This window comes from Achromobacter arsenitoxydans SY8, assembly GCF_000236785.1.
In the GTDB taxonomy this organism is placed as follows: Bacteria; Pseudomonadota; Gammaproteobacteria; order Burkholderiales; family Burkholderiaceae_B; genus Achromobacter; species Achromobacter arsenitoxydans.
In genome coordinates this window covers 47,092-60,326 of sequence record NZ_AGUF01000059.1, presented here as the reverse complement: position 1 = coordinate 60,326, position 13,235 = coordinate 47,092, and the positions used below count along the sequence as shown (strand labels likewise).

13 protein-coding genes are annotated in these 13,235 nt (G+C 66.6%); 6 read left to right on the top strand and 7 right to left on the bottom strand.

Annotated elements, in window-relative coordinates:
• The coding region (locus KYC_RS29940) for a hypothetical protein (protein WP_238531962.1) at positions 1 to 182 on the top strand (182 nt) is incomplete at its 5' end.
• On the opposite strand, the gene KYC_RS19345 is transcribed toward KYC_RS29940, so the two are convergent.
• Positions 142 to 1,050, bottom strand: coding sequence for a LysR family transcriptional regulator (locus tag KYC_RS19345; RefSeq protein WP_008165477.1), 909 nt, complete (start codon positions 1,048 to 1,050; stop codon positions 142 to 144). The genes KYC_RS29940 and KYC_RS19345 overlap by 41 nt on opposite strands.
• A gap of 160 nt (positions 1,051 to 1,210) precedes the next feature.
• Between KYC_RS19345 and KYC_RS19340 the strand changes: the two genes are divergently transcribed.
• Both KYC_RS19340 and KYC_RS19335 read left to right on the top strand, forming a co-directional pair.
• The gene (locus tag KYC_RS19340) at positions 1,211 to 1,735 is read left to right on the top strand and encodes an SRPBCC family protein (protein ID WP_008165475.1); all 525 of its coding nucleotides are present in this window, start codon (positions 1,211 to 1,213) and stop codon (positions 1,733 to 1,735) included.
• Positions 1,736 to 1,781: 46 nt separating this feature from the next.
• Complete coding sequence (locus KYC_RS19335) at positions 1,782 to 2,897, top strand: NADH:flavin oxidoreductase/NADH oxidase (RefSeq protein WP_043518934.1); 1,116 nt, start codon at positions 1,782 to 1,784, stop codon at positions 2,895 to 2,897.
• 50 nt (positions 2,898 to 2,947) lie between these two features.
• On the opposite strand, the gene KYC_RS19330 is transcribed toward KYC_RS19335, so the two are convergent.
• The 5 genes from KYC_RS19330 to KYC_RS19310 all read right to left on the bottom strand — a co-directional run bounded on the left by KYC_RS19330 (position 2,948) and on the right by KYC_RS19310 (position 8,986).
• Complete coding sequence (locus tag KYC_RS19330; RefSeq protein WP_008165471.1) at positions 2,948 to 3,613, bottom strand: HAD family hydrolase; 666 nt, start codon at positions 3,611 to 3,613, stop codon at positions 2,948 to 2,950.
• Between the two features lie 58 nt (positions 3,614 to 3,671).
• On the bottom strand, positions 3,672 to 4,721 hold the full coding sequence (locus KYC_RS19325) for an NADP(H)-dependent aldo-keto reductase (RefSeq protein ID WP_008165468.1): 1,050 nt from the start codon (positions 4,719 to 4,721) through the stop codon (positions 3,672 to 3,674).
• Positions 4,722 to 4,835: 114 nt separating this feature from the next.
• A complete protein-coding gene (locus KYC_RS19320) occupies positions 4,836 to 7,328 on the bottom strand; it encodes a TonB-dependent siderophore receptor (protein ID WP_238531961.1) in 2,493 nt (830 codons plus the stop codon).
• Positions 7,329 to 7,503: 175 nt separating this feature from the next.
• The gene (locus KYC_RS19315; protein ID WP_008165463.1) at positions 7,504 to 8,490 is read right to left on the bottom strand and encodes a FecR family protein; all 987 of its coding nucleotides are present in this window, start codon (positions 8,488 to 8,490) and stop codon (positions 7,504 to 7,506) included.
• Positions 8,477 to 8,986 carry an RNA polymerase sigma factor gene (locus KYC_RS19310; RefSeq protein ID WP_043518931.1) on the bottom strand — a complete coding sequence of 170 codons (510 nt, stop codon included), beginning with the start codon at positions 8,984 to 8,986 and terminating at the stop codon, positions 8,477 to 8,479. Before KYC_RS19310 ends, KYC_RS19315 begins: the two co-directional genes overlap by 14 nt.
• A 166-nt stretch (positions 8,987 to 9,152) precedes the next feature.
• On the opposite strand from KYC_RS19310, the gene KYC_RS19305 reads away from it, so the two are divergent.
• On the top strand, positions 9,153 to 9,935 hold the full coding sequence (locus KYC_RS19305) for a bestrophin-like domain (RefSeq protein ID WP_008165460.1): 783 nt from the start codon (positions 9,153 to 9,155) through the stop codon (positions 9,933 to 9,935).
• Positions 9,936 to 9,948: 13 nt separating this feature from the next.
• Here the strand turns inward: KYC_RS19305 and KYC_RS19300 are convergent, their stop codons facing one another.
• Positions 9,949 to 10,398, bottom strand: coding sequence for a GNAT family N-acetyltransferase (locus KYC_RS19300; RefSeq protein WP_008165458.1), 450 nt, complete (start codon positions 10,396 to 10,398; stop codon positions 9,949 to 9,951).
• Positions 10,399 to 10,589: 191 nt separating this feature from the next.
• Between KYC_RS19300 and KYC_RS19295 the strand changes: the two genes are divergently transcribed.
• On the top strand, positions 10,590 to 11,276 hold the full coding sequence (locus KYC_RS19295; protein ID WP_202946593.1) for a LuxR C-terminal-related transcriptional regulator: 687 nt from the start codon (positions 10,590 to 10,592) through the stop codon (positions 11,274 to 11,276).
• The gene (locus KYC_RS19290; protein WP_008165454.1) at positions 11,186 to 13,204 is read left to right on the top strand and encodes a sensor histidine kinase; all 2,019 of its coding nucleotides are present in this window, start codon (positions 11,186 to 11,188) and stop codon (positions 13,202 to 13,204) included. Before KYC_RS19295 ends, KYC_RS19290 begins: the two co-directional genes overlap by 91 nt.
• Positions 13,205 to 13,235 lie beyond the last annotated feature (31 nt).

The following is a 13,235-nucleotide window of genomic DNA, read 5'->3' as shown; positions in this document are numbered from 1 at the left end:
GGGCCAATGTTGGCTCGATTTTTTATAAGCCTTTGAAAACGCTGGATAAAAAACGGGCCAAAAATGGCCCGATCGGGCCAATATTGGCCCGATCGGGCAGGAGCGCGCAGGACGCTTCATTGCCCCGGCCTTCCACGCCATTCAACCCGATCTCGGTCTCCCCTTCCGCCCGCCGCTTCTGAATGGCGACATATTCCGCAGTTGCTCCAGCACCCAGGCCGCGCGCGCCGATAGCGGCCATTCCGCGCGATGGATCAGCCAGAGCGTGTCGACCACTGGCGCACCGCACTCGATCACCTGGATCGCGTCGGGCTGCGCGTATGCCTCGCGTGCATGCCGGGGGATGACGGTAAAGCCCAGGCCGCGCGCGACCGGTTCCAGGATCAGCGCGATCTGGTTCGTGAATCCGTGCAATGGCAACGTCCTGACGCCGGGATTGCCGGGGAATCGGCGCGCCAGCAAGCGGGTGGCCATCGCCTGTCCGTCGGGATGGTCGATGAAGCCCAACGCTTCCAGGTCTTCCCAGCGCTCCACCTTCACGCCCGCCGGCGCGACGAGTTCCAGGGGTTCCTCGGCGAACGGGGTTGCCGCAAGACGCGCGTCGTCGGGCCTTAGCGTGACCAGGCCCAGTTCGTACTGCTTGGCCAGCACGGCATCGCGCGTTTCCGGATCGGGCGCAAAGCGATGGCGGATGACCAGACCGCGATGCTGCTGCTGCAAAGTCAGCAGCAGCGGATAGAGGGCGAGTCCCACGCTGCCGGGAGTGATGAGGCTGATCTCGCCACTATCCACCGTGGCGTCCGAGAGCCGCAATTTCAGGCGCTTGTCGGCCAGGTCGAGTTCGTCGCAGTAGTCCAGCAGCGCCGCTCCGGCGGGCGTCAATTCAATCTGGCGGGGACGGCGGATCAACAAGGGGCCGAACTCGTCTTCCAGATGGCCGACGTGCTGGCTGACGGCGGCCTGGGTCAGGCCGAGCCGAATCGCCGCGCGCGTGAAGCTTCCTGTATCGACGAGGGCCACGAATGAGCGCAGCCAATGCGGATTCGTCATAACGAACTCTTATCCGAACCATAACGATTCATTAGAACAAACATCATCCGCGCGCGCTTATCCTGGCAGCATTCCTGGGCGACGAGCCCTTGCCGCGCCGCTTTCCGATCGGGCGAACCCCGGCCGCGCCGGCACAACCAGCAAACCAAGGAGCGCCTCCATGCAGAACGCCATCCTGTGGCCCGAAGGGTATCTTCCGGGCCTTACCGAAAACTTCGCGTCCAACGAGGTCATTGTTGCCGGCCTTGCTGCCGCCGACATCTGGCCGCTGCTGAGCGTTCCTTCGCGCTGGCCGACGTATTACGCCAATTCCGCCAACGTGCGCTTCCACGATGGCAAGGGGCCGGTGCTGGCCGACGGGGTCCGCTTTTATTTCGAGACCTTCGGATTCCCGGTGGAGGCGCAGTGCAACGAATTCTCGCCGCCGGCGGCCGGCAAGCCCGGGCGCGTCGCATGGCACGGCTGGGCCGGCGAGCCAGGCGCCGACGACCGCCTGGACGTCCACCATGCCTGGCTGGTCGAGGACCTGGACCACGGCCGGGTGCGCATCCTTACGCAGGAAACCCAGAAGGGAAAGCCCGCCGCCGACCTGCACGCCGCCAAGCCCAACCCGATGATCAATGGCCACCAGGACTGGCTGGACGGTCTGGTCGCCGCCGCCCGCGCCGCAAAGACGCGGCAGTGACGATTCCACGCCCAATTTCACTCATTCAGCATTACCGGGATTCACAATGTCCGCACTGTTCTCACCCTTCCAACTGAAAAGCGTCACCTTACGCAATCGCATCGCGATCCCGCCGATGTGCCAGTACCAGGCCCACGAGGGCTACGTGAACGAATGGCATCTTGCGCACTACACCGGCATGGCCCGCGGCGGCGCCAGCCTGGTGATCGTCGAGGCCACCGGCGTGTCTCCGGAAGGCCGCATCACGCCCGGGTGCACAGGTCTGTGGGAAGACGGCCAGATCGAGGGCATGGCGCGCATTGCCGCGGCCATCCGCGCGGCCGGCGCGGTGCCCGGCATTCAGATCGGCCATGCCGGCCGCAAGGCCAGCGCCAACAAGCCCTGGGAGGGTGACGACCATATCGCCAACGACGACCGCCGTGGATGGCCGACGCTGGGCCCGTCGGCGCTCGCCTTTGGCGGCGGCCTGCCCAAAATCCCGCAGGCCATGGGCCTGGATGACATCGCCCGCGTCAAGGCGGATTTCGTCGCGGCGGCCAGGCGTGCGCTGGCGGCCGGTTTCCAATGGCTGGAGCTGCACTTCGCGCACGGCTACCTTGCGCAGAGTTTCTTTTCGCCCGTCGCCAATCAGCGCACCGACCAGTACGGCGGCAGCGCCGAGAACCGCGGCCGTTTCCTGCTGGAAACGATGCAGGCCGTGCGCGAGGTCTGGCCGGAACGCCTGCCGCTGACCGCACGCTTCGGCGTGGTCGAATACGACGGGCATGACGACGCCTTCTATCCTGACGCGGTCGGGCTGGTGCGCAAGATGCGCGACAGCGGCCTGGATCTGATCGACGCGAGCATCGGGTTTTCCACCCTGAACGGCAAGACCCCGTGGGGGCCAGGCTTTTTCGTGCCGGTGGCTGGCCGCGTCAAGCGGGACACGCAGATGCCCGTGGCCGCTGGCTGGTGCATCGACGATCCGCACATGGCTGAACGCGCGGTGGCCGAAGGGCAACAGGATCTGGTGCTGATCGCCCGCGCCCATCTGGCGAATCCGCATTACCCCTACCAGATGGCGGTCGCCCTGGGCCAAGACAAGCCGAGCCGGGTGCTGCCGCCGTCCTATGACTACTGGTTGTCGCGCTACCGGGGGCCGGGCAAGGGCGCTGCGCAGTGACCGGAAGTCGGACGGCCCGCTAGCATCTGCGTTGGCGGCACGCGCCTGGCTTAGCGGCCTGGCGCGTCCGGCCGAACCGCCGCGTCCATGCGATGGCGCGCCAGCAGCGGAATCAGATCGGCCAGGCTGGCGACCGATTCCGCCTGCGGCACGGGGCTGCGACCCTTGCGGGCCAGATGAAACCCCGCGATGCCGAAGCAGCGCGGTCCGGAGTGGTCGGCGTCGACCGTATCGCCCACCATCAGGACCTCGCCGGGCTGGCAGTCCAGTCCCGTACACAAGTGTTGATAGATTTCAGGCGCGGGCTTGACCGCCCCCGCCGTGTACGACCATGCGCAAAAATCCGGCGCAAATGGCAGCAGCGCGCTCACGGGCGGCCCATAGGGCGCCGCGAGGTTCGAGCACAGCGCAATCCGATAGCCGCTTTCGCGCAACGCGTTTAGCGTGTCCACCGCGTCGGGAAACAGGCGGATGCTGGCCAATTCCTCCTGCAGCGCGGATTCCAGCCGCGCCAGGTCTTGATCGCTGATGATGCCCCCCAGAAGCCGCGCGGCCTGCGCCAGGTCGACGTCGCGGCTCATGATGAGCGCGCCGTCGCCCCGCTGCGGCACGCGGCCGGCTGCCGCCAGCAGACGGACCAGCTCGCGGAACGGGCGCCGGGGCGCCCCGATTTCGACCAAGGTGCCGAACACGTCGAACGCAATCGCTTTGATCATCGGGACATCCTCCAGTAGTCGATCACCGTCACGCGCTGCCGCTTGCGCGATCCAGGCCTCAGGGCGCCGCATTCGGGTGGCGCACGTGGATCTGGTTGATGGCGTCCAGCACGTCTGCCGGCAAGGTCACGTCGACGCTGTCGATGTTCTCCTTGAGCTGCTCCAGCGAGGTCGCGCCGATCAGGTTGCTGGTGACGAACGGGCGCTGGTTCACCCAGGCCAGGGCCAGGTGCGTGGGCGAAATGCCGTGCGCGCGGGCCAGTTCCACGTACTCGCGCGTGGCGGCTTCGGCCTGTTCGTTGCTGTAGCGGGTGAAGCGCGAATACACGGTCAGGCGCGCGCCCGCCGGCTTGGCGCCGTTCAGGTACTTGCCGCAAAGCATGCCCATCGCCAATGGCGAGTAGGCCAGCAGGCCCACGCCTTCGTGGTGCGTGAATTCCGACAGACCGATCTCGTACACGCGGTTCAGCAGGCTGTAGGCGTTCTGGATAGAGACGATCCGCGGCAAATCCTTGTTTTCAGCATGGCGCAGGAACTGGCTGACGCCCCACGGCGTTTCGTTCGACACGCCCACGTGGCGGACCTTGCCGGCGCGCACGAAGTCCTGCAGCACGGACAGGGTTTCCTCGATCGGCACGGTATGGTCGTCTTCGACCCAGGGATAGTTCAGCTGGCCGAACGTCGCAGTGCTGCGGTCGGGCCAATGCAGCTGGTACAGGTCCAGGTAGTCCGTCTGCAGGCGCTTCAGGCTGGCGTCCAGCGCCGCGGTCAGGTTCTTGCGGTCCAGGAAGGTCTTGCCGTCGCGAATGTGGCCGGGACGCTTGGGGTCGCGCACGGGGCCGGCCACCTTGCTGGCCAGCACGATGTCCTGGCGGCGTCCGGTCTTGGCCAGCCAGGTGCCGATGTAGGTTTCGGTCAGCCCCTGCGTTTCGGGCTTGGGCGGCACCGGATACATTTCGGCCACGTCGACCAGGTTGACGCCGCGCTCCAGCGCGTAGTCCAGCTGCTGATGCGCGTCGGCTTCGGTGTTCTGCTCGCCCCAGGTCATGGTGCCCAGCCCGATCAGGCTGACGTCCAGGTCGGTGCGGCCGAGTTTGCGGTATTTCAAGTTGTGCTCCGTGCGGGATCTCTGGGTAGGGAAGCCACACCTTACTCCAAGATGTTGGCGTTTCGCTGACAGGATCGGCGCCGGGATCCGGCCCGAACCTGTCAGCGCCTTCGCCTAGAAGGTCCCCCGCAACGTCAGCATGGCGTTGCGCGGCGCGCCATAGACGTTGTTGCCGTTCAGCGTGCCCACCTGCTGGTAATAGACGCGGTCGGTCAGGTTGTTGACGTTCAGCGTCATGTTCCAGTGGGGAGTGATCTGGTAGCGGACCATGGCGTTCAGGATGGCATAGCCGCCCTGGCTGAAATCGAACGGGGCAAAGGCGCCGCTCGCATCCTTCGCCGTCCCGGACACGTACGTCGCGCTCTGGATGAGCATGCTGCCGCCCACCGTCCATTTCATCCAATCGCCCGGCAGGCGGTACGCCGTGGCCAGCTTGAAAAGGTGCTTGGGCGTCACGCTGCTATAGACGCTGCTGGTGCTCTTGTCCTTGGTGGTGTTGAAGGTGTAGCCGGCCGACATCTGCCAGCCCGTGGCGATCTCGCCGCCAAACTCGACGTCGACGCCCCGGCTGATCACCTTGCCCTGCGCCGTGTAGCAGCAGTTGCCGTCGTAGGCGTTGCTGCTGCTTTCGTAGGTGGGATCCAGCACCGCCGTGCCCGTCCGCTCCACGTTGAACAGGCTGAGCGTCGCGTTGGCGGCGCCGTCGAACAATTCGCCCTTGATGCCGGCTTCGAAGCTCTTGCCCTTGATGGGAGGCAGGGAACTGCCCGGCAGCGGCCCTTGCATGACCAGCGGTTGCGGCTTGTAGATGGCCGAGTAGCTGCCATAGACGGACCACTTGTCGTTCAGGTCGTAGATCAGGCCGCCGTAGGGCGTTATTTCCGTGGACTCCTTGAACTGGGCGTCCTGGAACAGCTGCCAGGCCGCCGCGCCGCGCTTGGTCCGGATGAGCTGCGAGAACTCGTACCGGCTCACGCGCGCGCCGGCCACGACGCTGAGGCGGTCGGTGGGATGCAGGCGCAGCATGGCATAGCCGCCGACCTGCTCCTGGCCCCATGGCCCGTAGTGCGCGCTGTAGTTGAAGTCGGCGTCCGTCATGCTCGGGTTCCACGCCCCCGGATTGAACGCATCGACGGGTTCCTTGTAGTTGATCGCAAGGTTGGAGTTGGCCCAATCGCTGCGCACGCGCTGCCAGTCCGCGCCCACCACGAATTCGTGCGTGCGACCCAGCAGGTCGAAGGCGCCGCTGAGATTCGCGTCCACCATGTCCTGCTTGTTCTCGGAATTGGCGCGGCCGGCTCCCCACGTCAGTCCCTTGTACGTGACGGGGTCCACCGAGCCGGACGTGTAGTTCCAGATGCGGTCGGTCTTCTGGTCGGTATGGGTCGCGTTGAGCTTTGCGATCCAGCCGTTGCGGAACCGGTGCTCCAACTGGCCGAACACCTCCCAACGGTCGGTATCGTCATAGGCCCACGGCTGCGAGAGGTTCGCGCTGCGCGACAGGCCCAGATCCGCGCCGTTGCTGAAGCGGGGCAAGGTGGGCGGCGCGCCGTCGTTATTGATCTGGCTGTAGCTGCCGCCCAGCGTCACCAGCGTGTCCGGCCCGAGGTCGGCTTCCAGCACCCCGTAAAGCGCCGGACGCTCGGTGCTGCGGTGATCAATGTAGGAGCCGCTGTTCTGGTAGCTGAACACGCCGCGAGCGCGCAGCTTGCCGTTTTCGGATAGCTTGCCGCTGGCGTCGATCTCGCTGCGGAAATCGTCCCAGCTGCCCGCGCCCAGCGACACCTTCAATTGATTCTGCGAAAGCGGCTTCTTGCGCACCAGGTTGATGATGCCGCCCGGGTCCCCCACCCCGCCCAGCAGGCCCGAGGCGCCGCGCATGACCTCGATCCGGTCGTAGAACGCCATCTGCTGCTGCGGATCGTAGTTGTAGGAACCCAGGGCCAGCGGCGCGCCCCCATCGAGCTGCATGCTGGTGATCGCGAACCCGCGCGAATAGAAATCCACCCCGTTGTAGGTGATGCCGGGAACGGCCAGCATGGCCTGGCGCACATCGGTGATGTTCTGGTCTTCCATCTGCTGCCGGGTCACGACCGAGACGGATTGGGGGATTTCGCGAAAGCTCTGCTCGGTCTTGGACGCGATGCTGGTGATGCGCGTCGTGTACGAACCCGTGTTCTCCGTCATGCTGCGGCGTTCCGCCATGCCGATGACCGTAACCGCCTCCAGCACATCGGCGCCTCCCGCGGTTAACAGGTAGCGGTCTCCGTCGCGGCGGTACTGCAGGCCGCTGCCCTTGAGCAACGCGGCCAGCGCCTGGTCCGCGGTGTAGCTGCCGCGCAGCGCGGGCGCCGCCTTGCCTGCCACGATATCTGGCGCAAACAGGATCTGCAGCCGCGTCTGCTCGGCCAACTGGAGCAACGCTTCGGAAAGGGGCTGCGGGGCGATATCGACCTGCACCGTGGCGGACTGGGCCTGGGCTTCGGTAGCGGCCATGCCGCCTGCCAGGGCAAGCGCCACCGACAGGGCCAGGCTGCCCACGGCCAGTCTGGTCGGCAGGGGACGCCTGCGCGGCGCGGGGATCGTGATACGGGAATGTGGATTCAAGACAGGACTCGTTCGATGATTGCGGCGGGCGCATCGCGCCCGATCCCTTGGCCAAGGATCGTGACGGGCCAACCGGATGCAATTCGGCGGGCCTGCCATGTACTACGAATCAGCGCGCGAAAGTCCTGAAGAAATCGGGAAAGGAAATTGTTTCTATTTGAAACCTTGATGCCGGTCAGGCGGATCCAGGCTTCAGGTCCAGCACCGCCCCGCCGTCTTGCAGCCGGCGCAGCACCACGGGCAGCACGCCCGGCAGCGCCTCGACGATCCCCGCCGGATCGTCCAGTTTGAAGGACGCGGTAAGGCGCAACCTTCCCACGCGATCATTGGCCAGCCGCAAGGGCTGCGCCAGATAGCGGTTCAGTTCGTCCACTACCGTTGCCAGCGACGCATTGCGAAACACCAGGCGCCCGTTGACCCACGCCAGTTCGGCCGACAGGTTCACGGCTTGCGGTCCGGGCTGCCGGCCGTCGGCATCGACAAGCGTCCCCTGCCCCGCGTTCAGCACGTTGCGGCTGCGATGCCACCATGGTCCGCCGCGAACTTCCACGACACCCTGCTCGACCGCCACATGCACGTCCTGCGCCGTACGCCGCACATTGAAGCGCGCGCCCGTCACCTGGACCGTGGCCGGGCCCGCTTCCACGAAGAACGGCCGCGCGGCATCCGGCCTTATGTCGAACAGGACTTCGCCGCGCGTGAGCGTCACCACCCGCCTGTCATCAAAAAAGGCCACGTCGGCCTGCGTATCCGTATTGAGCTCCAGCACGCTGCCTTCAGACAGCGACACGCTGCGCCGCTCGCCCTTGCGCGTGGACCACTGGGCGGCATAAGCCGGCCGCCCCGGACCGCGGCCCACGCCCCAGGCGGCCGCGCCGGCCGCCCCCGCGCAGAGCAACAGGGCGCCGGCACGCAACGCCCTGCGGCGTCCCAGCCTGGGACGTTCGGGCAGTTCGCCCCCGTACAGCCGGCGGATCGCGTCGTCCGGCATGGCCTGGACGGCGCGGCTCAGCATCTGCTGCGCCTGGAACTCGATCTCGTGCTCGGGATGCGCGCGCCGCCACGCCAGAAGTTCGGCATGCTCGGCCGCACTCATGTCGCCCGCATGCAAGCGCGCGGACCAACGGATCGCCTCGGCGGCGACAGGGCTATCGCCAATCATGAGGATTCAAGGTGGCCCGGACATGCTGGCACGCCTGCATCACGTACCGTTCGATGCTGTTGACCGACAGAGCCAGCGTCACGGCGATTTCGCGGTGGGTCCAGCCTTCGATCCGGTTCAACACATAGGCGCGCCGGCAATTGAGCGGCAGTTGCGCCAGTGCGGACTCCACCGCCGCCATCAACTGCCTGGCCCGCACCACGGCCTCGGGACTGGGTACGCAGGGCTGATCCTGCTCGGGCAGGTCTTGCCAGGCAATGTGGGGATTGCGCGTGTCGCGCCGCCAGACGTCGATGCGGCGATGCCCCGCCGCGCGGAACAGAAAGCGCCGGGCATGCTCGACCGTGGTCACATCGCCGCGCGACAACAGCTGTTCGATCGCGTCGTGCGCGGCGTCCTCGGCATCGCTGCGATTGCCGAAGCGATGCGCGAACGCCTGCATGAACTCGCTGTACAACGCGAGCCAGCCGGCAAGCTGGGAATGAGGCTGAGACATGTCGGGCGCGGTATCGGAGGCAAACGGCGATTATTGCAAATCATTATCATTTATTCAAACCTGATACGTGCGCCCCGCAAGCGCTTGCACCGCCCTGTCCGTTGAACTCTTGTCGACGCGCGGCAAACGGCATACTCTGGACCGCCTATCCGCGCCAGGAAAAAACATGCTCAGGGAAATCGACGAGGTCTACCTCTTTTTCGTCGTGCTCATCATTTTCCTGGCCGTCATCGAGCTCAGCTACCGCCTCGGGCGCCGCCTGCGCAAACCGGCCGACGACGCCGCCAAAACGCACATCACCGCGCTGCAGACCGCCCTGCTCGGCCTCCTGGCCCTGCTGCTGGGTTTCACCTTCGCCATGTCGGTGACCCGCTTCGAGACGCGCAAGAACCTGGTGCTGGAAGAGGCCAACGCCATCGGCAACGCCTACTGGCGTTCGCAGCTGATTCCCGCCGAACACCGTCCCGTGGTCGCCGGCATGCTGCACGAATACACGTCGGCGTCGCTGGACTATCACCTGGCCGACCAGGACTCGCCCCGCTTCAATGCCGCGAACGCCACCGCCCGGCGCATTGAGCGCGAGATCCGGTCGGCGATGGCGGCCCGCGCCGAAAACCCGCCGTCGATCTCCACCATCATGTTCATCCAGGCCATCAACGAGATGGCGCAGATCAACGAGAAGCGCCGCGTGGCGCTGGAGAACCACGTTCCCGAACCGGTGTACTACCTGCTGTTCATCGTGGCGGCGGGGTCGATGGCGTACATCGCCTACGGCACCGGCCTGTATGGTCGCCGGCGCCCCATATCGACCGGCATGTTCGCCGCGCTGATCGCGCTGGTGCTGACCTTCATCCTGGACATCGACCAGCCCGGCAGCGGGCTGATCATGGTCGGTCAGGAGAGCATGGAGCGCATGCGGGCTACGCTGGCGCAGGAAATGAAGCCGTAGCGAGGCGGCTGGCTCACGGGAAGTATTCCAGAACCTCGTCGTTCGCATCGTCGAACGTGCCCGTGGACCGCCAGCCCAGACGCCGGTAAAAGCCATGCGAGCGCACCGCAGGGTCCGTGGCGCATCCCAGGAACAGGCGCGTGAATCCGAGTTCCTTCAGGTCCCGGATCACCAGGCCCAGCAAGGTCTTGCCGGCGCCCCGGCCTTCATATTCCGGCAGCAACGCCAGGACGACGATTTCACCGGTTTCCCGGTCGCCGAAGCAATAGCCGCAGATTCGGCCCTGGACCGTCGCCACGTAGCCGGGCAAAGCGCCGTCGCGCACAGCCGCGCCCCAGCTTTCAAGCGTGACGCCGACGGCTGCAAGATCCTGCTCCGAGAATGCGTTTTCCCGGGTCTTGCCGCGTATGTCGATGCATGCCGCCACGTCTTGCGCGCGCGCGGCCCTGTAAACAATATCCATGCTTCCTCATTCAAACAGGCGGCCCAGGAACGGCGCGGTGACGCCGGCCTTGCCGCGGCTGACTTCCCCGCGGGCGCCGGATTGAGATAGCGGGTGGTCCCATGCAAAATACCAAGTTCCAGGGATGTCCGGCTGCGCACGGCCCCGTCACAATTGCGCCTGCGGCGCGCCCGCCCCCAAAGCCCCAACCCATGTCCCCGCCATCCATGCTGACTTCCGAGCTTGCCCTCCCCGCCCCGGTGCTCCTGGTGGAGGACGAACCGCTGGTTCGCCGGCGCATCGAAAGCCTGCTGCTTCAGTTAGGCTACCAGACAGACGCGCTGGTCCACGCGGCGTCGCTTGCCGAGGCCCGCGCCTGCCTGGCGGGGCAGCCGGTCGCCCTGGCGCTGGTGGATCTGGGCCTGCCGGACGGCAACGGCATCGACCTGATCGCCGAGATGCACGCGGCCGACCCGGCGCTGGCCATCCTGGTCATTTCCGCCTGGAGCACCGAGGACGCGATACTTTCGGCGCTGCGTGCCGGCGCCACCGGCTATGTCCTGAAGGAACGCGACGACATGGAGGTCGCCCTGTCCATTCGCAGCGTGCTGCGCGGCGGCGCGCCGATCGACCCCTTCGTCGCCCGCCGCATCATCGAAGAGCTGCGCCCCCGGCCCGCCGAACAGGCCACCCCGGAAACAGGTGAGATACTTAGCCCCCGCGAAAGCCAGATCCTGCGCCTGGTGGCAGAAGGACTGGGCAACCGCGAGATCGCCGAACAACTCTTCCTGTCGCGCTATACCGTCGAATGCCACATCAAGCATATCTACCGCAAACTGGCCGTATCCTCGCGCACGCGAGCGATCCACGCGGCGCGATCGCGGGGATTGCTGGACTGAAATGGCTGCTGGGCCTGTGGCTGGCGCTGCTGTTCCTGCCGGCCTGGGCCCAGGCGCCCGCCGCTGAATCGTCGGCCTGCTCGGCGCAGATCCTGTCCATCGGCGTCGCCAAGGGCGGCGACGACGGCGTCCGCCCCGAACCCGACACCTGGACCCCCGTCACGCTGCCCGACGACTGGAGCCGACGCTGGCCCGGCTACGGCGGCACGGCCTGGTACCGGATCGAATGGCAGCCGCAATGCCCGGCCGCGCAAGCCGGGCCCGTCGCCCTGTCGCTGCAATCCGTGGTCATGGCGGGCGAACTCTACGCCGGCGATGCGCTGATCTGGCGCGACCCGCAACTGACCGAGCCGCTGTCCCGCAGCTGGAACATGCCGCGCTACTGGCTCATTCCCCAGGCGCTGATGCGCGACGGCGTGAACACGCTGTGGATCCGGGTGGTCGGCGTCGCCGGGCAGACGCCGGGCCTGGGTCCGCTGCGCCTGGGCGAGCCGCAAGCCGTGCGGCTCTGGTACGAAGACCTGGTGTGGAACAACCGCACCCTCTTCCAGGTGAACCTGATCGTCTCCGCCGTGCTGGGCGGCCTGTTCTTCTGCATCTGGGTCGTGCGCCGCGAACAGCGCACGTATGGCTGGTACGCCTTGATGGCCCTGTTCTGGGTACTGTTCATCGCCAATGTGCTGGTCACGAGCCCCTGGCCCTTCCCCGACTCGCTGACCGCGGCCCGCGCCAACGTCATGGTCCTGGTGCTGTACGTGGCCTGCTTCTGCATCTTCACCTGGCGCTTTGGCAGCCAATCGTTTCCGCGCCTGGAAAAGGCGCTGTGGGCGCTGACGGCCGTGCTGCTGGCCGTGGCCGCGCTGGCGCCGGCCACGGTGCTGCCCTGGACGAACCTTGCCGTCGTCCTGACGGCCGCCGCCATGTTCTTCGCCAATTGCCTGCAGTTTCCGCTGCATGCGCTGCGCACCCGCAAGGCGGAGCACGGCATGCTGGCCGCCTGCTTGCTGGTCTTCCTGTTCGTCAGCGTCCACGACCTGCTGCTGATACTCAAGCTGATCGGGCCCGGACCGGGCTACACCCCGTTCAGCAGCCTGGTCGTGACCCTGTGCCTGTCCGCCATCCTGGGCCTGCGCCATGCCCGCAATGTGCGGCGCATCGAACGCTTCAACCACGAGCTGGCCGACGCCGTCGCGCAGGCCCGCGCCGAACTGGCCACGACGCTGGAGCGGGAACACGCGCTGGCGCTGGCCAATACCCGGCTGCACGACCGGCTGCAGATCGCGCACGACCTGCACGACGGCCTGGGCGGATCGCTGGTGCGGATGATGGCGATGGTCGAGCAGTCCGGCGAACCGATGCAGAGCCGGCAGTTCCTGTCCATGCTCAAGCTGCTGCGCGACGATCTGCGCCAGACCATCGACAGCGGCTCCAGCGCGGGCGTCAAGGTGCCGGCCACGCCGCAGGAATGGATCGCCCCGCTGCGCCACCGGTTCATGCAGCTGTTCGATGAGCTGGACATCGACGCCGATTGGCGCTTTCCGCCGCACTGGCAGCCCGCCCCCAGCGCGCTGCAGTGCCTGGCGCTGACGCGGCTGGTCGAAGAATCACTGACCAACGCGATCAAGCACAGCCGCGCGCGGCGCATCCAGGTGCGAGTCCTGCAATTCGAGACGGGCGCGTTGGAACTGCGGATCGAGGACGACGGGATCGGCTTCGACGTCGAGGCGGTGCAGCAGGCCGGCATCAGCGTCGGCATGCGCAGCATGCACTCTCGCATTGCCCGGGCGGGCGGCACGCTGGACGTAACGTCCGCCCCCGGCCGCACGCTGCTGGTCGCCCGCATGGAGCCGCAGGCGCCCCAGCGCGACGACGCCGCCTGGCGCGCGCAGCGGGCGCCGCGGCGCCTGGCCGAGGCCGGTTCGGACTGACACGATTTACTGTTAGTCTTTCGATCCCGCG